The sequence below is a fragment of the Streptomyces barringtoniae genome, from assembly GCF_020819595.1.
Classification (GTDB): domain Bacteria; phylum Actinomycetota; class Actinomycetes; order Streptomycetales; family Streptomycetaceae; genus Streptomyces; species Streptomyces barringtoniae.
In genome coordinates this window covers 216,736-234,925 of the sequence record NZ_JAJHNP010000011.1, presented here as the reverse complement: position 1 = coordinate 234,925, position 18,190 = coordinate 216,736, and the positions used below count along the sequence as shown (strand labels likewise).

Genomic DNA, 18,190 nt, shown 5'->3' with positions numbered 1-18,190 from the left:
CCACTCGGGGGATACCGGGCTCGGGCCCCCGTGCGGCGATGTGTCCCGCGTGGCAGTTTGGATAGAGCACCAATCTGAGGAGAGGGCGGCGACCATGCGAGCTCACCTCGGCGACCAGCTCATCGTGGAGAGTCCGGCGACCGGTGCCACCAGGCGCGACGGCGAGATCGTGGGACTCCACCACGCGGACGGAACACCTCCGTACGACGTGCACTGGTCGGACACGGACGAAGTGACCCTGGTGTTCCCCGGACCCGACGCGCACATCCGTCCTCTGCACCACGAACGGGCCGCGGCCGCACGCGAGCCACGACAGGACACGGGTGACGTGACCACCGTCTCCCGCGCTGCCCCACCGCAAGAGGCGGCCAACCCCGGTGACATCGGCCGGCGCGTGGCCCTCGAACGCAGGAGACAGGGCCTCAGCCGCGAGGAGACGGCCGGCCGCGCCCGGATGTCGCCCGACTATCTGGCGTACCTCGAGGAACGGCCCGCCGACCCGACCCTGGCAACGCTCGTCAGGCTGGCCGATGCGCTGGGTACCACCGTCGCCGCACTGCGCGGCGGAGGCATCGATCTCCCGCCCGGTCAGGGCTACGCACTGCTCCATGCCGAGCTGCGCGACCTCACCCCGGCGGAATGCCACATGCTGCTGTCCACGCACGGCGTGGGACGCGTCTCGGTGTCGACGCCCGATGGCCGCCCGGCCGTCGTCCCGGTCAACTACGACGTGGTCGACGACGCCATCGTCTTCCGGACCGCGCCCGAATCCGTGGCCGCGGCGGCGGCCGAACGGGAGGTGGCCTTCGAGGTGGATCACGTGGACGAGGCCCTGAGTCAGGGCTGGAGCGTCCTGGCCGTCGGCCCGGCGAGCGTCGTGACGGACCCGGACACCGTACGGAGACTCACCCGGCAGGCCCACACCACGCCATGGGCGGGCGGTGGGCGCGAGATGTGGGTGTCCATCCGGCCCACGAGCCTCACGGGCCGCCGGATCGGCCCGGCCGAGCGGCAGACGCCGTAGCCGGCCGTCCGCCGGCCGCAGCCCCCGGCCCCCGGCCCCCGACCGGATGGCGTGTCACGGTGACACGCCGGTCGCCGTGGCACATGGCGGATCCTCGACCGCAGCCGACTCGCGCCGCCACGAACGCAGGTCACGCGTGTGTGCCGGACGCAGCGGGCACGGGCAGGCCGGCCAGGCGCCATTCGAGCATGCCGTCGTTGAGGCGGATGGCGCGTCGGCCGTGGTCGGTCAGGAGGCGGACCGCGTCGTAGGCGAGGACGCAGTATTCGCCCCGGCAGTACACGACGATCTCGGTGTTCTCGGGCAACTCGTCGATGCGGTCGGCCAGTTCGCCGACCGGGATGGAGATCGCGCCCGGGATGTGCCCGGCCCGGTACTCCTCGGCCGGCCGCACATCGAGCACCGTCACATCGCCCGCCGCGACGCGGGCCTGGAGCTCCTCGCGGCCGACCTCCACGGCGCCGTCGTCACCGAGGCAGGCGTCGCGGGCGGCCCGGCACGGCGGCCTGGTGGTGGTCGGCGACCTTGCGCAGCAGGGCGAACAGCGGCCTGGTCAACAACCTCAACGACGGCCTCACCTGGGGCGTCTTCCCCCTGCTGTTCACCGACCACGGTCTCGGCCTCGCCGTCGTCGGACTCGTCAAGGGCCTGTACCCCATCCTCTGGGGCCTCGGCCAGATCCCCACCGGCCACCTCTCCGACCGGATCGGCCGCAAGCCGCTGATCGTCGTCGGCATGCTCGTCCAGGCCGCCGGATTCGTCCTCGCCCTCGCCCTGCTGGACACCCCTCTCCTGGCGGGCCTCCTCTCCTCCGTCGCGCTCGGGCTCGGCACCGCCATGGTCTACCCGGCCCTGATCGCGTCGGTCTCCGACCACGCGCACCCCGCATGGCGGACGGGCGCGCTGGGCACCTGCCGCTTCTGGCGCGACATCGGCTACGCCGTGGGCGCCCTCGTCGCGGGCGTCCTCGCCGACGCACTCGGCCTGAACGCCACGGTCGTCGCCGCCGCCGTGCTCACCGCCGGCTCGGGTGTGCTGGCCGCCCGCTGGATCAGCGAACACGAATCCGGCCGCTGACGCGGCTGGACGCACGCGCGCCCGTCAGTTCGGGGCCGGCGGGATGTTCTGGTTGACGTGGAACAGGTTGTCCGGGTCGTAGGCGCGCTTGACCGCAGCCAGGCGGTCGTAGTGGCCGCGGTAGGTGGTCCGCACTCGTTCCTGGCTCTCCCCGGGGCCGATGAAGTTGACGTAGGAGCCGCCCATGGAGTGCGGGTGCAGGTCGGTCCAGTAGTCGACGCACCACTGCCGGATCGCCTCGGCGTTGGCGGGGTCGGGGTCGATGCCGGCGATGATGCCGGACCACACGGCGTCCCGGTAGGCCCAGGCCGTGTCGTCGGCGCCGGCCTGGTGGGCCGCCCCGTCCACCGGGTACAGGTGCATGGTCGACAGGCCGGTCGGGAGGTTCTCCCCGTACTTGTGGTGCACGTCGATCGCGGCGTCGGAGAGGCCGTCGAAGAGGTCGCCGCGCCAGTACCACTGCAGTCCCTTGGGGATCAGCTCGTCGAACATGGTCTGCAGAACGGGGTACGGCATCGGGGTGGCGAAGTGGAAGGCCGGCGGCGCCGGCTCGTTCACCGGGGCGAACACCTCCGTCAGGCGTTCGTCGGAGAGGTCGCCCGTGTAGCACCACACGACCCCGCACATCTTCCGCCCGTGGATCGGCTCGGGGAAGGGCGGGCCGGGCGGTATGACGAGGAAGAGGAAGAACCCGCTGAGCTCGTCCGGCGCGGCGGGCAGGAACTCCCGGTACCAGCGCAGCACTTCGGGGCTCCGGTCGACCGGCCACACCGTCACGGCCACCCCGACGGTGCCGGCCGGGTGCAGCCGGAAGGTGAACGACGTCACCACGCCGAAGTTGCCGCCTCCGCCCCGCAGCGCCCAGAACAGCTCCGGGTGATTCTCCGGGGACGCGGTGACATAGCTGCCGTCGGCGAGGACGACGTCGGCCGACAGCAGGCTGTCGATCGTCAGGCCGTACCTGCGGCTGAGGTGGCCGTGGCCGCCGCCCAGGGTGAGACCGCCGACACCCGTGGTCGACATGATCCCGGCGGGCACGGCCCGCGCGAAGGCGTGTGTCGCATGGTCGAGGTCACCGAGCAGGCTGCCGCCGCCCACCTGGGCGGTGTCCGCCTCCGGGTCCACCCTGACCCAGCGCATCGGGGACAGGTCGAGGACGAGTCCGTCGTCGACCAGGCACAGACCCGGGCCGCTGTGGCCGCCGCCGCGCACCGCGAGCTCGACGCCGGTGTCCCGGGCGAAGGAGATCACCGCCCGCACGTCCGCCACGTCCACGCACTGGGCGAAGGCAGCCGGCCGCCGGTCGATCATGGCGTTGTAGATGCTGCGGGCCGCGTCGTAGCCGGGGTCCTGCGGTGTGATGACGGATCCCCGCAGTGCCTCGCGCAGACTGCCGGCAGCCGTTGCGTCGATGGTGTTCATGACCGAGTACCTTTTCCGTCTTCAGTCTTCAGTCTTCACCCGCCCACCGCAGCCCGCACGTCGGCGTCGGGGACACGAGTCCGCTGGTCAGCGCCTGATCGCCACGTAATCGACGTTGAACGGGTCGCCCTCTCCTCTGCGGGCACTTCCGCCTGTTGCCCGGCCGTCCGGAGGCGGGAACGTCGAGGACCCCTGGCGGGCGTGCGGCCGGCCAGGGGTCCTCGACGGGTCAGTCCGCGTCAGCCGTCGGACTCCGACGACGGGATGTAGGCACCCGGCACGTCGTTGGGTGCGTAGATCTTCTTCTCACCGGGGTACGGCGTCTTCCAGTTGTGCGTCTGGTACCACGTGAGGTGGTTCATCTGCGCGGGGTTGGCGTAGTCGGGCACGGCGTGCGGCCCGGTCAGCCGCTGCTTGGACTTCCAGCTGTCCCACTCGGCGGCGAGCTTCTGCATGTCCGCCGGTACCTCGGCCGCCGGGACGGCCGCCGCCTTCGGGTCCTGCGCTGCCGGGGTGTCGACGCCGCAGGAGGGCGGGGTCTTCAGGCCGTCGGTCAGCGAGGTCCGGTTGGGCACCGCCTTGAACGGCGTGTAGTCCGGGCGCCGGGTGAACGCCCCGCGCATCGGGCTGGCCGCGCTGTCCTTCTGGTTCATCGGGTGGATCCCGAGGATCTGCTCGATGGTGCGGATCATCGTGATCTGCGAGTAGTAGTGGTTGTCGACGGTGCCGTGCTGGGCCCAGGGGCTGATGATCTGGATCGGGGCACGGTGGCCGTCGACGTGGTCGAGGCCGGCCTGGGAGTCGTCCTCGACGACGAAGATCGCCGAGTCCTTCCAGTACTTGCTGTGGGAGATCTCGTCGACCATCTTGCCGACCGCGAGGTCGTTGTCCGCCACCTCGGCCGCCGGGCTCGCCGGACCACCGGTGTGGTCGTTGGAGAGCCAGAACATGTTCAGGTTGGCCGGACCGTTCTTCTCGAAGTCCTGCTTCCAGATCTGGTACTTGTAGACGTCCGGGACGTCGAGGTCGAACAACGGGAAGCCGGGCACCGAGACGGAGTTGAGCGACGGGATCGCCGAGCCCGTCTGTATGGGGTATGCGGTGGGCTGGCCGGTCGCGTCCATGTTCTTGGCGTCGCAGTACAGGTTCTGCCAGGTCGCGCCGGCCGGCTTGCTCTCGATCGACTGGAACTCGCCGAAGTCCCGCACGGTCTTCCCGGCCGCCTGCGCACCGGTCCAGATGAAGCCGGACTTCTGGTGGCCGAGCACGTCGTTCTCGGTGTCGTAGCTGCGCGCGTACTCACCGGCCGAGGACTCGGTGTACTCCGGGTCGTCGGCCTGCATCAGCCAGTTGTGACCCTCGGCGGAGTTGGTGCCGATGTCGTACGTGTTGTCGTACAGGCCGAACTGCCTGGCCAGGGCGTGCTGGTTCGGCGTCACGTTCTCGCCGAACTGCGTCACGGACGGGTCGCCGTCGCCCTGCGGCATGTCACCGAAGACCTGGTCGTAGGTCCGGTTCTCCTTGACGATCAGGAAGACGTGCTTGATCGTCGAGGGGTCGCCGAGCCGCTGCGGGACCGGCACCGGCCACGCCTTGCTCCCGCCCTTGGCCATCGAGACCGAGCCGGGGGTCCAGCCGTTCTGCTGGAAGACCTTGGCCGTCTCGGACCTGATGACGCTGTCGTCCGGCAGAGTGAACCGCTGCACGCTCGACGTGGTGTCGTGGGTGCCGTGCCCGGCGGGGTTGTTCGGGCGGCGGGCGTCGATGCCACGGGTGTTGGAGACCAGCACCTGGTTGCCGACGGTGGTGATCTCCGCGGGGAAGTAGTCCGTCGGGAGCAGGCCGACGTAGCTCACCGGCTCCAGCGGGCTCCGGTAGCGGTACACGGCGACCGCGTTGGCCCGGCCGAGGGTCACCAGCAGGCGGCCGTCGTCGGTGAGCGTCACCGCGTTGGGCTCGTAGCCCACCGACGCCTCCGGCCACGGCCGGGTGTCGATGGTCTGCACGACCTTGTTCTTGCCGGTGTCGATGACCGACACGTCGTTGCTGGCCGTGTTGGTGACGAACAGGGCGCTGCCCTTGGCGTACAGGGCGGTCGGGTGCAGGCCGACGTCGATGCTCGACGGGGCCGCGGCCGGGTTCGCCAGGTCGATGACGCTGACCGTGCCGGTGGTGCTGGCGCCCGTCCTGGGGTTGGCCGGCACCTGGGTGCCGTACGAGTTCATGGTGGTGTCGCCGGACTGGGCCGGACGGCCGCCCTCGTTGCTGACGTAGAGCTTGGTGCCGACCACGACCATGTCGCGCGGCGCGTTGCCCACGTTCCAGCTCTGCTCGACGGCGCCGGTCGCCGCGTCGATGGCGACCACCCGGTTCTGGCCGTTGACCGCCGAGTACACGGTGGAGCCGTCGGCGGAGAACACCGCCTGGCCCACCAGCGCGTGCTTGGACCCGTCCGCCGGGATTTTCACGGCCGTCGGGTTGGCGACCGTGCCGTCCGGGTTGACCGTGAACCTGGTGTAGCCGTCGGTCTGGCCCAGCCACAGCTGCTTGCCGTCGGGCGAGTAGGTGGGGCCTTCCTGGCCAACGGAGTTGCTGCTCAGGCGCGGGGCCGACGTGGCGGCGGTGCCGACGACCTGCTGTACCTTCCAGCTCTGCACGTCGACGATGGCCAGCGCGCTGCCGCCGTCGGTGACCGAGGCCGCGAGGTGGGTGCCGTCCGGGCTGGGCGAGGACGACATGATCTTGCCGTTGTTGATGACGAGGCGTTCGCCGTACGGGGCGAGGTACTGGTCGCTGGAGATGACCTGGCCCCGGTCGGTCGTCTGGCCGACCTGGTCGGTGCCGAACTGGTGGGTCTGGGCGTAACCGATGCCGGCGGTGGTGGCGAGGACCACCGCTGTGGCGATCGCCGTGAGGCTGGTCCGGCGCCCGAGGCGTCTACCGAGGAACTCCGTCTCCACAGCCCGGCGGTGGCGGGTTACCTGCATGGAGTCATCCCTTCGAGGTGCTGAGAAGTACGACGTTGCCGTCGAACTGCCAAAGAGGGTTCGGTGCGTCCCCGGTCGGGGTCCGCACCAGGAAGTAGCCGTTCACTTCCTTCGGTCCGTCGCCGTCGGCCACGAACCGCCCGTCAGAGGTGACGTCGAGCTGGTAGATGGCCGTCCCGGTGGCCTCGACGTCGGGGAGATGCCAGGACACGACGCAGCGCCAGTCGTTGCCGGGGCCTTCGGCGGCGACCCTGACACTGCCCTTGTTGCACGTCGCCGCGGCCTTCAGCTGCGCTTCGGTGACGGCAGGGCGGTTGAGCTGCCTGGTCTGCATGCGATACAGGTGGGCGAACTCCGTGGCGAGGGAGCGCTGCACCTTGTCCTGCGAGATCCCGGAACCCGTCGTCCCGGTCGCCGAGGCGACGACGGCGACGGTCACGCCGGCCAGTCCGACGAGCGGCAGGAGGCCGACGGCGACCGCACGGCGCGCCGAACCGACGTCGGTCAGGTTGGTGAAGTCGCGGCGGAGGAAGAGCAGACAGGCCAGCGCTGTCGCCGTCACCGCCCACACCAGGCTGACAACGATGCCGATCACGAGCGGACCGAGCTGTGCCGGGCTGGTGAACAGTCCGTTCCAGGAGATGAACGCCCAGCTGGGCAGGGCGAGTCGTACGGCGACGGGCAGCGGCAGCATCTGGGCCAGCTGCATCGCCAGCGCGACGACCGCCGGGAGCAGCAGTCCCATCGGGGACCGGCCCAGTACGACCGAGCCGAGCAGGCCGATCCCGACGAGGGCCAGCGTCGGGGCGAGCACGCACGCCCAGGCGAGCAGCACCTGGCCGGCCGCGTCCCCCGGGGCCAGCAGATGGCCGTCGAGGCCGACCAGCGGATGGTTGCCGACCGCCGCGAGCCCGCCGACCGTGCTGGAGGCGGCCAGCCCGGCCACGAGCAGCAGGATCACGGTGAGACTCGCCAGTGCCTTGGCCGCGAAGATCCGGCGGGGCGAGCGGACGGCCACGAGCAGGTGGCGCCAGGTGCCGAGCCGGTCCTCGGAGGCGAACACGTCGCCGGCCACCACGGAGGTCAGCAGCGGGAGCGCCCAGGTGCCCGAGAAGCCGAGGATCACCAGGGGACCGGCCCAGCCGGTGGCGAGCATCCAACGCCCGAAGAGCGTGTCGGCGGGGAGCGTGCTCTGCTGGCTCACCCCGGCGACGAAGAGCCCCGGTGCGATCCAGCAGGCGAGCACCAGCAGGCGGATGCGCCATTGCGAGACGAGCTTGACGAGTTCGAAGCGGTAGCAGCGGGCCACCGAGACGCGGCCGGCGCCGGTGGCGGGTTCGGGGGCGACGACGGTCGCGGTCGCGGTCATCGGCCGGCCTCCTGCGACTGGGCCTCGGTCTCCTGCCGGGCTTCGGCGTCCTCGCGCCGGGCTTCGGTCTCCTGCGCCTTGGGCCCGGTCTCCTGCGGCGGCGTGCCGGCTTGCTGTTGCTGCTCGGTCAGGGCCAGGAACGCGGCCTCGAGCGGGGACACCACGGGGGCGAGTTCGCGCAGCGCGATGCCCGACTCCACGAGCCGCGCCACCAGTTGGTCGAGGGCCGGCACCAGGGCGCGTACGACGAGCACCTCGGCGCCCTGACGTCCTACGGCGTCGTCGACGACACGGACCCCGGGCGCGCCGGCGGCCAGCCGGCGGGCGGTCTGCGGGTCGGAGGTGAGCAGCCGGTAGTCCAGTTCACGGTTCTCGGCGGCCAGCTTGCTCAACGGACCGGAGAAGACGACCCGTCCCGTGGCGAGGATGGTGACCTCGGAACACAGTGCCTCCAGGTCGTCCATGCGGTGGCTCGACAGCACGACAGTCGTCCCCTCGGCCGCGAGCCGGGTGAGGACACCGTGCACGTGCTTCTTGCCGGCCGGATCGAGGCCGTTGGACGGCTCGTCGAGCACGAGCAGCCGGGGCCTGGTCAGCAGGGCGGCGGCGAGGCCGAGCCGCTGGCGCATGCCCAGGGAGAAGCCGCGGGTCCGGTCGTCGGCGACATCGGTGAGTCCGACCTGGTCGAGCACCTCGTCGATGCCCGCCGTGCGGGCGTCGCGACCGCGGAGGGCGGCCAGCGCGGCCAGGTTCTGCCTGGCGGTGAGCGAGGGGTAGAGCCCGGGTCCGTCCACGAACCCGGCGACTCCGTCGGGAGCGGCGAACGTCCTGCCCACCGGCGTACCGAGGATCTCCAGACGGCCGCTGTCGGCCACGGCCAGGCCGAGCAGAAGCCCGAGCAGGGTCGTCTTCCCGGCGCCGTTCGGGCCGACCAGGCCGTGGATCTGCCCCTGCGCCACATCCAGATCGATGCCGTCGAGCGCGACGACATCACCGAAACACTTGCTGATCCCGCGAGCCCGGATCGCGCGGAGTGAGTCCATGAGCCCCTTCTTTCGAAAGCCTCAAGGACCCTAAGGAGGGCACATCACACTCACAGCAATCGCGAGTTGAACGCTCATGGAACGGAAGTCAACCGTCGTACACCTCACGGATAACCGGACATCCTCCTCAATACGGGACTATGTAAGGAACCTGACCGAACGTTACCCAACGCCGCCGGGCGCCACGTCAGAACGCCACGCGCACCTCCCCGACCTCCCGCCCGCCGCCCAGCACCGGCGTGCGGCCGATGCGGTCGACGACGGGTGCGGTCACCTCCATGAGGTTCAACGCGCGGGCCAGGACGGGGCCGAGGGCCCGGACTCCGCCGTCCTCGACCTTGAGGGCCAGGGCACGGCCGTCGGGCAGGGCAAGGGCCTGTACGGCCTCCGCGCCCACCTTCGACAGGGCGCCCGGTATGTCCTTCATGAGCCAGGTGTCGTGGCGTCGGGTGCCGGCGACGTACTCGGGATGGGCGCGCATGGCGTCGGCGACCCGCCGTTCGGGTGTGCCGGGTGCGGCGAGGACGAAGGAGCGGAAGGCACGGGCGAGGCCGGTCAGGCCGATCGCCATCAGGGGCGCCCCGCAGCCGTCCACGCCGACGGCGGCCACCGGTTCGCCGGCCGCCTCCTCCACGGCCGTACGGATGACGCGCTGGAGCGGATGCTCCGGGTCGAGGTAGGACTCCAGCGGCCAGTCCCGGAGCGCGGCGGCCGCCAGCATCGCCGTGTGTTTGCCGGAGCAGTTCATGGCCACGCGGTCGCGCCGGCCGCCGGCCGCGAGGTAGGCCTCCTGCTCCTCCTGATCCAGCGGGAGGGCGGGCGGGCACCGGAGGTGCTCCGGGGTCAGCCCGTGCTCGTCGAGCATCGCGCGCACAAGGTCACGCTGGAACGGCTCGCCCGAGTGGCTCGCGGCAGCCAGGGCCAGCCGTTCTCCCCCGAGGTCGAGTCCGGCTCTCAGCACGCCCGCCGCCTGCATCGGCTTGTTGGCGGAACGCGGAAAGACGGGGGACGTCACGTCGCCGGTCGCCCACTCCACCGAGCCGTCCACGGCGAGCAGCACCACGCTGCCCCGGTGCCGCCCCTCGACGAATCCGGAGCGGACGACCTCGGCGAGGACCGGGACGCCCGACGCGCTCGCGTTGGGGGTGGGTATGGCGGCCTGGGACATCGGCGGTCACCTTCCGGACGGGAACTCGGTTCGACCCGCCCGACCGTCCCGGGATCGCCGGGCATACCGGCCGGATGAGCGGATCGCTCCGCACGGTACCGGCGCCCGAGTCCTGCGCCGTACACAGGCGCGGGATTCCCGGCCATCGGGAGTGATTTACGTACATGAACTCTGCACATGTGGGTGTACGAAAGGGCCGTCGCCGTGCCAGACTCCCTCAACACCCCTGTCGTTCCGCTCACTTGGAGGCCGGCCCATGAGCGTGTCCCGGCGTACCGTGCTGGCCGTGGCAGCCGGAGCCACGGCAACCGCCGTCTCCCCGGCGCAGGCCGCGGAGGCATTCGGCGACCAGCGCTCGGACTCGGCCGAGCGAGCGCTGCACGCGGCGGCCGACTACGCGGTGGAAAAACTGCACGCCGTCGCGCCGGGGGTGACCGGGTTTCCCGTCGGCACGAAGTTCGAGAAATGGACCTACTCCCAGAACGGCGACTGGGTCGGCGGGTTCTGGCCTGGGACGCTGTGGATGGCGTATCTGCACAGCGGAGACGACGTGTTCCGCACGCTGGCACTCGACTCGGCCCGCGAACTGGCTCCGCGCCGGCACGACACCACCACCCACGACCTCGGCTTCCTCTTCTATCCGTTCTGGGTCACCGCCTGGCGCCTGACGGGCGACGACAGTTGGCGCGCGGGCGCGATCGAGGCGGCCGACTCACTCATCCAGCGCTACAACCCGCGCGGCCACTTCATCCGGGCCTGGGGGGCGCTGGACGACCCGAAGAACGCGGGCCGGGTCATCATGGACACGATCATGAACCTCGACCTGCTGGCCTTTGCCGGCCGGCAGACGGGCGACGAGAAGTACCTGCGCATCGCCGTCGAGCATGCCAGGACGGCACAACGGGTCTTTCCCCGGCCGGACGGCTCGACCCCGCACGTCTTCGACTTCGACCCCGACACCGGGGTGCCGATCGGCCCGAACACGGTCCAGGGCTACAGCCCGAGCTCCTGCTGGTCCCGCGGGCAGGCCTGGGGTGTCTACGGATTCACCACGATGTACCGCCGTACCGGCGATCGGCAGTTCCTCTCCACGGCACGCAGACTCGCCGACTACGCGGTGGGAGCCTTGAGTCCGGATCACATACCGGTGTGGGACTACCGTGCACCGCAAGCACCGTACGACGTCAAGGACGCCTCGGCGGGCGCGGTCATGGCGTGCGGACTGCTCGACCTGTCCGCCGCGACCGGCCGGCGTGAGTACCGGCAGGTCGCCCTGCGGATCCTCACGGCGCTGTCGGAGACCTGCCTGACGCGGAACTCCACCCGCGCGGAGGCGATCGTCGCCCGCTGCACCCGCAACCGACCGGCCGAGGACGGCATCGAGATCTCCCTCCCCTACGCCGACTACTACCTGCTGGAGGGCATCCTGCGCGTCCTGCGTCCGCAGGACGCCGACCGGGCCGTCGATCTGTCGACACTCTGAGCAGTGCCACAGCTCACCGCCTTGCCCGGACGGGCAGACGATAGGTTGGGGCGATGAGTGACGACTGGCGGACGGATCGGATCGGGGCTGCTCTGCGGGGTGAGAACCCCACGGTGCTACGGCGGCTCCAGGCGGGGTTCGCGGTGATCGGCGACGTGCAGTTCCTGCCGGGCTACTCGGTCCTGCTCGTGGACGAGCCGGGTGTTCAGCGACTGTCCGACCTGCCGAGGACCAAGCGGCTGGCGTTCCTGTCCGACATGGACCGGCTCGGTGAGGCCGTGGAGCGGGCCTGCCGGCGGCTGGATCCCGCCTTCCGCAGGGTGAACCTGGAGATCCTCGGCAACACGGACCCGTTCCTGCACGCCCATGTCTGGCCCCGATTCGAGTGGGAGACCCCCGAGTTGGCGGGCAAGCCCGTATGGCTGTATCCGCCGGACCGATGGCGGGACGAACGGTTCGGACTCGGTCCGCAGCACGACGCCCTGCGGGATGCGATCGCGAGTGAGCTGGACCTGTCGGCGTCCATGCCCCGAGCGGGTGCGCCGGATCCGGGCCGGGACCGGCCGGACTCCGCCCCTTCACCAGGCTGTGTTACGCCCCTGTGACACTGACCTGACAGTTCCAAGATCAGGCTCTGCCAGGCTCGGCTTCACCGAACGACCTGACCAGTCCATGTTCTGGGGGAATTGAGACATGACCATGCGTACCCGCACCATGGCGGCCGCCATCGCCGTGGCCGCGGCCGTCACCGGCACGGCGCTGCTGGGCGCCTCCGGCGCCGCCTCGGCCGCCGCCGACGCCTCGCACGGGACCCTGACCATCAGCAACGGCACCAAGTACGTGCTGATCAACGGCCACAAGGTGGACTTCGGAGTGCCCGTCCGGGACCTCGCCTGGTCGCCGAACGGCGCCAAGGCGGCCTTCGTCGACGGCTCCGGCAACCTGGACATCGCCAACCCCGACGGCAGCGGGCGTGTGGTCGTCGCCAGGAACCCCGGGAACCAGAACTGGTCCCACCCGACCTGGCAGGTGACCGCGAAGGACACCCAGAACAACATCCCCGCCAAGGACAACCTCATCTTCGCGGCGCGCGCGGGCGGTGTGTCCCGGCTGAAGTACGTCTCCGCCAAGGCCGTCCACGGCACGCCCAAGACGCTGTCCCTGTACGGCGAGCCCGGTCCGGGCGGGGCGCTGCCGCAGACCGGCAACGTCTGGCCGAACGCGGCCGGCCACTACGGCACCGCGGTGTACGCCAACGACCACGACGGCGCGGTGTACATCCGCGACGACTACCTTCGCCAGCAGGGCGGCAAGGTCACCCAGGGCTCCCAGCCGGCCCTGTCCCCGAACGAGGAGGAGGTCGTCTTCGTGCGCTCGGTCGCGGGCCACGACCACGTCCTCGTGGAGAACTTCGCGCACAGCGGGCACATCACGGACCTCACCCCGCACGCCACGACCGACTACACCGAGCCGGCCTGGTCCCCCGACGGCAAGACCCTGGCGGTGCGCACCCCGTCCGGCACGGTGACCCTGCCGGCCGACGGAACGGGTCGTCCGACGAAGGTCACCTCGACGGTCGGCCTGGCGACGTACCGCCCCTGAGGTCGGCCGACGCAACGGGCCGGGCGCGTCCGGGGTGCGAAGTGCGGGTCACTTCGTCATCCGGGCGAGCTCGGCCCGCAGTTCGTCCAGGTGCGCCTCGGCGGTGTCGTGCGGCAGGAACTCGACGACGTCGAGGAACCGGAAGAGCACCCGGCTGGCGGTGACGGCGTACTCGTACTCGGCGAATCCCACCACCGCACCCAGCGCGCCCCGGACGGCGCCGCGCACCACGTGCGAGGTCATGTCGTCCGGCTCCGCAGCCGACATGCCGCGCCGGGCGTTGGGCCGGGCGAGATAGGGGCACACCATCGAGGCGTACAGCATGCACGCACGGTGCCCCGGTCCTTCGAGGGTCGGCGCGAGATTGCGATAGGGCCGCTCGGCGGCCAGCGCCTCCCCGATCGCCGCGCTCTCCGCGGCCCCCACCACACGCCACACCGGTCCCTGCGGCATGGCCTGGTCGCACACCGAGCAGAGCCGCTTCTGCGCACATGCGGCGCTGCGTTCGTAGTCGGTCAGCGCGAACTGGGGCTCCTCCCCCTCCCAGGGGGTGATCGCCGGCACCGGATACCCACGGACGTCACGGGGCCGTGCCTCGACCGCCGCCGGCATGGGAACACTCTCGAATCGCACATGTCATGACTACCAGGACCAACGGCTTCAGGCCAAGGCCGGCAGAACGGCCGCTGTCGAACGGCCGGCCGGGGAGGATCGGTGCGTGAACGAGATCGTGCTGATGGCGGATCCAAGGGTCGCGGCCGTCCCCGTGACCGACTGCGGCGAACCGCTCGTCGACGTCCGGCTGCGGGATTCCCTCGCCGTGGACGCGCGCAGGGCGGAACCGTCAGGGGCGTTCGCTCACCTGCGAGAAGGGGTCCTGGTCCGGCTGCTCAGGGCTCAGCAACTCCTCCCGGACGGCCTGCGCCTGCTGTTCGTCGAGGGTTACCGGCCGCCCTCGCTGCAGCGCCGGTACTTCGAGGGGTACGCCGGCACGCTGCGGGCCGCTCATCCGGACTGGTCGCCGGCGCGGGTGCGCGAGGCCGCGAGTCGGTATGTGTCCCCGCCGGAGATCGCACCGCACAGCGCCGGCGCCGCGGTGGACCTCACGCTCGTCGACGCCGAGGGACACGAACTCGACATGGGCACGCGGGTGAACGCCAGCCCTGAAGAGAGTGACGGCGCTTGTTACACGGATGCCGCCACGATCGGCCCCGAGGCGCGGGCCAACCGGCGCGTGCTCGGTGCGGCGCTGGGTGCCGTCGGCCTGGTCAACTACCCGACCGAATGGTGGCATTGGTCCTACGGCGACCGTTACTGGGCTCTCGCGACCGACGCCGGCAGTGCGCTGTACGGGCCCAGGGAGCTCGGTTGAGCCGTGGTGCGGTCCGCCCCGACGGCCCATGCCCCGCGGGTGATTGACTGAGCCCATGGACGTCGGCGATGACATGCTCTGCGGGCCCGGCCCCGTCCCGACGGCCTGGGACGCGCCCCCGTTCGACCCCGAACTGGCCCGGGCACTGGCCGGTTCGGCAGCCGCGGCCAGGGAGCCGTACACCCCGCAGAACCTGGCGGCCCGGCAGGAGCGGGACGCTGCCGCGCGTCCCCGGCCGACGCTCGGGGAGCTCCGGTGCGACGGCCGCTTCGAGGTGGAGGAACTGCGGGTGCCGAGGCCGCCGGGCGGCCCGGACGTCACGCTCGTGAGCGCACGCCCCGCCGGAATCGCCGGGCCGCTGCCCCTGCTGTACTACATGCACGGCGGCGGAATGATCTCGGGCAATGCGTGGTCCGTGCTTCCGCGGCTGCTTCGCGAGTGGTCCGCCACCCTGGAAGTGGCCGTCGTCTCCGTCGAGTACCGGCTGGCACCCGAGGCGCGGTTTCCCGCGGCGGTCGAGGACTGTTACGCGGGGCTCGTCTGGGTGGCCGCGCACGCGGCGGAGCTGGGTGTCGACGCCGGCCGGGTCGTGGTCGGGGGAAAGAGCGCCGGCGGCGGGCTCGCCGCGGCGCTCGCCCTGCTCACGCGTGACCGGGGCGGGCCCGGCCCGATCGGGCAGCTGCTCCTGTGCCCGATGCTCGACGACCGCAACCACACCTACTCCAGCCATCAGATGGCCGGCCTCGACACCTGGGACCGGACCTCCAACGCGACCGCGTGGCAGGCGGTGCTGGGCGAAAAGTACGGCGCCGCTGACGTGCCGCCGTACGCGGCTCCTGCCCGAGCGACCGATCTGGCCGAGCTACCCCCGGCCTACGTCGAGGTCGGGTCGGCGGAGACCTTGCGGGACGAGGCCGTGGCCTACGCGCAGGCGCTCTGGCGGGCCGGAGGCCAGGCCGAACTGCACGTCTGGCCCGGCGCCTTCCACGGCTTCGACACCTTGGCGCCACGGGCGGCGCTCAGCCGGGACGCCCGTGAGGCCCGTACCCGCTGGCTGCGGCGCGTGCTCACGCGGCCGCGATGACTCCGTGGGTGACCAGGCCGTAGGCGAGGTGCGGGATCGCGTCCGAGGTCCGGTCTGCGGGCGACCATGTGCGCGGGTCGCTGATGTCCAGGCCGGCCGTCGGCGCGTCCGCCGGCGTCATCGCCAGGGCCCGGTCAGCACGGAGAGCCGGTTGTCCCGTCCCTCCCCGACGGGGACCCGGTGTCCCGCCCGTGTGGTGATCTTCTCCACGACGGCCTCCGGAGTGCTGCTCGAAGGCCGGCCGGCCGCGCAGCGCCATGTCCAGGTGGCTCACGGCGTTCAACGCGGCCGTGCCGTCGGCCGCGGCCGGATCCGGCGGCACGGTCACGACGCGTCGGGGCCCTGCCCGGGTTCCGGGCTGCCGCGTGCGATCCGTGTCAGGTCGGTCATCAGCGAGTCGAGCCACGACACGGTCGCGTAGTACGCGCACGGCGCGCCGGGCGGCTCGGTCACGGACCCGACCAGCCGCGGATCGAACAGCGCGAACCGCCCGGTCGGGGTGTCCGCTCCGGGATCCAGGGCCGCCGAGATCAGCAGCATCCGCCCGGCCACCCGGTCCCCCAGCCCGCTGACGGAATCGGCTACCACGGGGTCCAGGCCGGTCAGCGGCGGCTCCAGCAGCCGTTGGGAGCCCCACAGGGTGTGGTGGCCGGCCATCAGCGTGGCCTGCCAGTCCACGCTGCGCGCGGCGGGCCGGCGCGCCGCGCCGCCGAACGGGGTCGGCTCGCTCTGGAACTGCGCGTACGCGGACTCGGCGAGGACGACCGCGCTGTGCAGCGAGCGGTGTCCGGACCCCCCGGACGGCGCGGCCACCGCATCGCCGGCCGCCACCGAGGCGCCGGTCGCCACCACGATCTCGGCTGCCCTGCGCAGGAGTTCCGCCGCCGCGTGGCGCAGTTCGTCATGGGCGCCCCGCGGCCAGGCCAGCAGCCCGAAGACCACGCCGATCGCGCTGCCGACCAGGACGTCCAGCACCCTGGCCTCCGCCAGGCGCCAGGTCGGCGGGGAGAGCTGGGCGAAGACCAGGGCCACGAGCACGGTGAACAGGCCCTGTGCCCAGCCGACTCCCTTGACCGGCCCCACCGTGAAGCCGAACAGCATCCACACCGGCAGTACGACGGCGTAGACGGCCGTATTGCTCCCGGCCAGGCTCAGTACCCCGGCGGTGACGAGGGCCCCGGCCAGGGTGCCCGCGAGCGCCAGACGGATGGTGTGCCAGGTCTCGTCCATGGTGGTCCGGGTCAGGGTGAGCGTCGCCAGCATGGCCCAGAAGCCGTGGGGCAGCGTGCCCACCCCGGCCACGAGCCGGGCCGCGGTCAGGGCCAGGGCGATGCGGACCGCGTTCTGGAAGAACACCGACCGGCGCCCGGCATGGCCGCGCAGCCGGTGCCACCACAGGAGTGGCGCCCAGGTCTCGGCGTACCAGAAGCGGCCTTGCGCGGCCTGGACCGCGGCATGCCTGCCGCGTACGGCGACATCGGCCGCCGTGGCCATGGTGAGCGCGGCGTCGGCGATCTCCAGCACGGCGGCGTCCCGGCGCAGTACGGCGGGCGGGAAGTCCGGCGCGCCGGCGGTTCCGGGCCTCACGTCCCCGGCGGGGACCGGGCCCCCGGACACGGCCGACAGGTGCGCGCGTGCTCTGACCAGGTCCTCGTAGGGGGCCGACGGCGACGGCCCGGTCCCCAGGCAGTCCGCGGTCGCCGTGGCCAGCCGGACGACGGCCTGCAGCACGGCGGTCGCCTCGGGGCCCGGCTGCCCGCCCGGCGGGACGGGCAGTTGCGCCAGGCGGGTGAGGAGGGCGCGCGTGGCCAGACCGGTGTGGGAGAGGGCGCGGTCGCGCACGCCCGGACCGGCCGGGCGTTCCGCCTCCGGGACGGTCAGGAACCGCAGGGACCGGCCGGCCTCCCAGGCCGCCCGGATGTCAGGGCCGGTCAGGGCGTACGGCGGTGCCGCCAGGAGGGCCGCGCAGTGCGCGGCCGTTCGCACCGCGTGAGCGGCCCGTTCCCGGTACGACGGCGGGTTGGGCTCGGGAAGGATCAGCGCCTCGGCGACGATGAAGAGGGCCAGTCCGGTGCTGGTCCCGATCAGGCGCTCGGTGAGCGTGCCGGGCGCGTACGGGGGGAACGACGGGAGGATGTACAGGAGTTGCAGGCCCGGCGCCGCCCCTGCCGGGCGTGGACCGCCCACGGCGGCGAAGGCCAGCGCGAAGCCGACCGCCAGCATGCCGACGACGGCGCACCAGGTCCGCACCGACAGAAAGGTCCCGACGACGACCAGCAGCCAGCACACCGGAAGCAGACGCAGCACCGTCGCGGCGCGCTGCCGGCCGCTGCCCGGGATCTTGGCGAGTCCGCCCAGTGCCACGGACGCGAACAGGGCGTAGGTGGCCGCCACCGGGCGGTCGAGGCCGTAGCGGAAGAGGTAGAAACCGGCCACCGCTTCCAGCGTGACGCGTACCGCCCGGCGGCCCGAGACGGCGTAGTCCGCCGGAGTCCGGCGGGCTGGGACACCTCCGACCCCTGCAGCATCGCCCACTGCTACAGAATCGCCCACCGCCCC

Annotated in this window: 16 protein-coding genes; 7 read left to right on the top strand and 9 right to left on the bottom strand. The window is 71.8% G+C overall.

Going from position 1 to position 18,190, the window contains the following annotated elements; all coding sequences use genetic code 11:
- Window positions 1-94 precede the first annotated feature (94 nt).
- Window positions 95-1,024 (top strand): pyridoxamine 5'-phosphate oxidase family protein, encoded by a 930-nt coding sequence (locus LMU33_RS21960; protein WP_228622216.1) that lies wholly within the window; start codon window positions 95-97, stop codon window positions 1,022-1,024.
- A 130-nt stretch (window positions 1,025-1,154) separates the two neighbouring features.
- Here the strand turns inward: LMU33_RS21960 and LMU33_RS21955 are convergent, their stop codons facing one another.
- On the bottom strand, window positions 1,155-1,481 hold the full coding sequence (locus LMU33_RS21955; protein ID WP_228622215.1) for a rhodanese-like domain-containing protein: 327 nt from the start codon (window positions 1,479-1,481) through the stop codon (window positions 1,155-1,157).
- 68 nt (window positions 1,482-1,549) lie between these two features.
- On the opposite strand from LMU33_RS21955, the gene LMU33_RS21950 reads away from it, so the two are divergent.
- Entirely contained in the window at window positions 1,550-2,101 is a 552-nt protein-coding gene (locus LMU33_RS21950) for an MFS transporter (protein ID WP_228622214.1), read from the top strand.
- 24 nt (window positions 2,102-2,125) lie between these two features.
- Here the strand turns inward: LMU33_RS21950 and LMU33_RS21945 are convergent, their stop codons facing one another.
- The 5 genes from LMU33_RS21945 to LMU33_RS21925 form a co-directional block, all read right to left on the bottom strand.
- Complete coding sequence (locus LMU33_RS21945) at window positions 2,126-3,523, bottom strand: FAD-binding oxidoreductase (protein WP_228622213.1); 1,398 nt, start codon at window positions 3,521-3,523, stop codon at window positions 2,126-2,128.
- A 239-nt stretch (window positions 3,524-3,762) separates the two neighbouring features.
- Window positions 3,763-6,510 (bottom strand): bifunctional YncE family protein/alkaline phosphatase family protein, encoded by a 2,748-nt coding sequence (locus LMU33_RS21940; protein WP_228622212.1) that lies wholly within the window; start codon window positions 6,508-6,510, stop codon window positions 3,763-3,765.
- Between the two features lie 4 nt (window positions 6,511-6,514).
- Window positions 6,515-7,879 carry an ABC transporter permease gene (locus LMU33_RS21935; protein ID WP_228622211.1) on the bottom strand — a complete coding sequence of 455 codons (1,365 nt, stop codon included), beginning with the start codon at window positions 7,877-7,879 and terminating at the stop codon, window positions 6,515-6,517.
- Window positions 7,876-8,922 (bottom strand): ABC transporter ATP-binding protein, encoded by a 1,047-nt coding sequence (locus LMU33_RS21930; RefSeq protein ID WP_228622210.1) that lies wholly within the window; start codon window positions 8,920-8,922, stop codon window positions 7,876-7,878. Before LMU33_RS21930 ends, LMU33_RS21935 begins: the two co-directional genes overlap by 4 nt.
- Before the next feature lie 187 nt (window positions 8,923-9,109).
- Window positions 9,110-10,090 carry an asparaginase gene (locus LMU33_RS21925; protein ID WP_228622209.1) on the bottom strand — a complete coding sequence of 327 codons (981 nt, stop codon included), beginning with the start codon at window positions 10,088-10,090 and terminating at the stop codon, window positions 9,110-9,112.
- Between the two features lie 256 nt (window positions 10,091-10,346).
- Between LMU33_RS21925 and LMU33_RS21920 the strand changes: the two genes are divergently transcribed.
- The 3 genes from LMU33_RS21920 to LMU33_RS21910 all read left to right on the top strand — a co-directional run bounded on the left by LMU33_RS21920 (window position 10,347) and on the right by LMU33_RS21910 (window position 13,175).
- Window positions 10,347-11,573 (top strand): glycoside hydrolase family 88 protein, encoded by a 1,227-nt coding sequence (locus tag LMU33_RS21920; RefSeq protein WP_228622208.1) that lies wholly within the window; start codon window positions 10,347-10,349, stop codon window positions 11,571-11,573.
- Between the two features lie 53 nt (window positions 11,574-11,626).
- Window positions 11,627-12,178 (top strand): HIT family protein, encoded by a 552-nt coding sequence (locus LMU33_RS21915; RefSeq protein WP_228622207.1) that lies wholly within the window; start codon window positions 11,627-11,629, stop codon window positions 12,176-12,178.
- An 88-nt stretch (window positions 12,179-12,266) separates the two neighbouring features.
- The gene (locus tag LMU33_RS21910) at window positions 12,267-13,175 is read left to right on the top strand and encodes a TolB family protein (protein WP_228622206.1); all 909 of its coding nucleotides are present in this window, start codon (window positions 12,267-12,269) and stop codon (window positions 13,173-13,175) included.
- Between the two features lie 48 nt (window positions 13,176-13,223).
- Here LMU33_RS21910 and LMU33_RS21905 read toward each other — a convergent pair whose 3' ends face one another.
- Window positions 13,224-13,787 carry a hypothetical protein gene (locus tag LMU33_RS21905; RefSeq protein ID WP_228622205.1) on the bottom strand — a complete coding sequence of 188 codons (564 nt, stop codon included), beginning with the start codon at window positions 13,785-13,787 and terminating at the stop codon, window positions 13,224-13,226.
- Window positions 13,788-13,893: 106 nt separating this feature from the next.
- On the opposite strand from LMU33_RS21905, the gene LMU33_RS21900 reads away from it, so the two are divergent.
- Window positions 13,894-14,547 carry a M15 family metallopeptidase gene (locus tag LMU33_RS21900; RefSeq protein ID WP_228622204.1) on the top strand — a complete coding sequence of 218 codons (654 nt, stop codon included), beginning with the start codon at window positions 13,894-13,896 and terminating at the stop codon, window positions 14,545-14,547.
- Between the two features lie 55 nt (window positions 14,548-14,602).
- Window positions 14,603-15,631, top strand: a complete 1,029-nt coding sequence (locus tag LMU33_RS21895; RefSeq protein WP_228622203.1) for an alpha/beta hydrolase — start codon at window positions 14,603-14,605, stop codon at window positions 15,629-15,631.
- Here LMU33_RS21895 and LMU33_RS21890 read toward each other — a convergent pair.
- The gene (locus LMU33_RS21890; RefSeq protein ID WP_228622202.1) at window positions 15,615-15,752 is read right to left on the bottom strand and encodes a hypothetical protein; all 138 of its coding nucleotides are present in this window, start codon (window positions 15,750-15,752) and stop codon (window positions 15,615-15,617) included. The genes LMU33_RS21895 and LMU33_RS21890 overlap by 17 nt on opposite strands.
- 203 nt (window positions 15,753-15,955) lie before the next feature.
- Window positions 15,956-18,166 (bottom strand): FUSC family protein, encoded by a 2,211-nt coding sequence (locus LMU33_RS21885; protein ID WP_228622201.1) that lies wholly within the window; start codon window positions 18,164-18,166, stop codon window positions 15,956-15,958.
- Window positions 18,167-18,190: the final 24 nt, after the last annotated feature.

Coding starts and splice junctions, on each gene's coding strand:
- LMU33_RS21960 (WP_228622216.1), top strand. CDS start 95: ATGCGAGCTCACCTCGGCGACCAGCTCATCGTGGAGAGTCCGGCGACC.
- LMU33_RS21945 (WP_228622213.1), bottom strand. CDS start 3,523: ATGAACACCATCGACGCAACGGCTGCCGGCAGTCTGCGCGAGGCACTG.
- LMU33_RS21940 (WP_228622212.1), bottom strand. CDS start 6,510: ATGCAGGTAACCCGCCACCGCCGGGCTGTGGAGACGGAGTTCCTCGGT.
- LMU33_RS21935 (WP_228622211.1), bottom strand. CDS start 7,879: ATGACCGCGACCGCGACCGTCGTCGCCCCCGAACCCGCCACCGGCGCC.
- LMU33_RS21930 (WP_228622210.1), bottom strand. CDS start 8,922: ATGGACTCACTCCGCGCGATCCGGGCTCGCGGGATCAGCAAGTGTTTC.
- LMU33_RS21925 (WP_228622209.1), bottom strand. CDS start 10,090: ATGTCCCAGGCCGCCATACCCACCCCCAACGCGAGCGCGTCGGGCGTC.
- LMU33_RS21920 (WP_228622208.1), top strand. CDS start 10,347: ATGAGCGTGTCCCGGCGTACCGTGCTGGCCGTGGCAGCCGGAGCCACG.
- LMU33_RS21915 (WP_228622207.1), top strand. CDS start 11,627: ATGAGTGACGACTGGCGGACGGATCGGATCGGGGCTGCTCTGCGGGGT.
- LMU33_RS21910 (WP_228622206.1), top strand. CDS start 12,267: ATGACCATGCGTACCCGCACCATGGCGGCCGCCATCGCCGTGGCCGCG.
- LMU33_RS21905 (WP_228622205.1), bottom strand. CDS start 13,787: ATGCCGGCGGCGGTCGAGGCACGGCCCCGTGACGTCCGTGGGTATCCG.
- LMU33_RS21895 (WP_228622203.1), top strand. CDS start 14,603: ATGGACGTCGGCGATGACATGCTCTGCGGGCCCGGCCCCGTCCCGACG.
- LMU33_RS21890 (WP_228622202.1), bottom strand. CDS start 15,752: ATGACGCCGGCGGACGCGCCGACGGCCGGCCTGGACATCAGCGACCCG.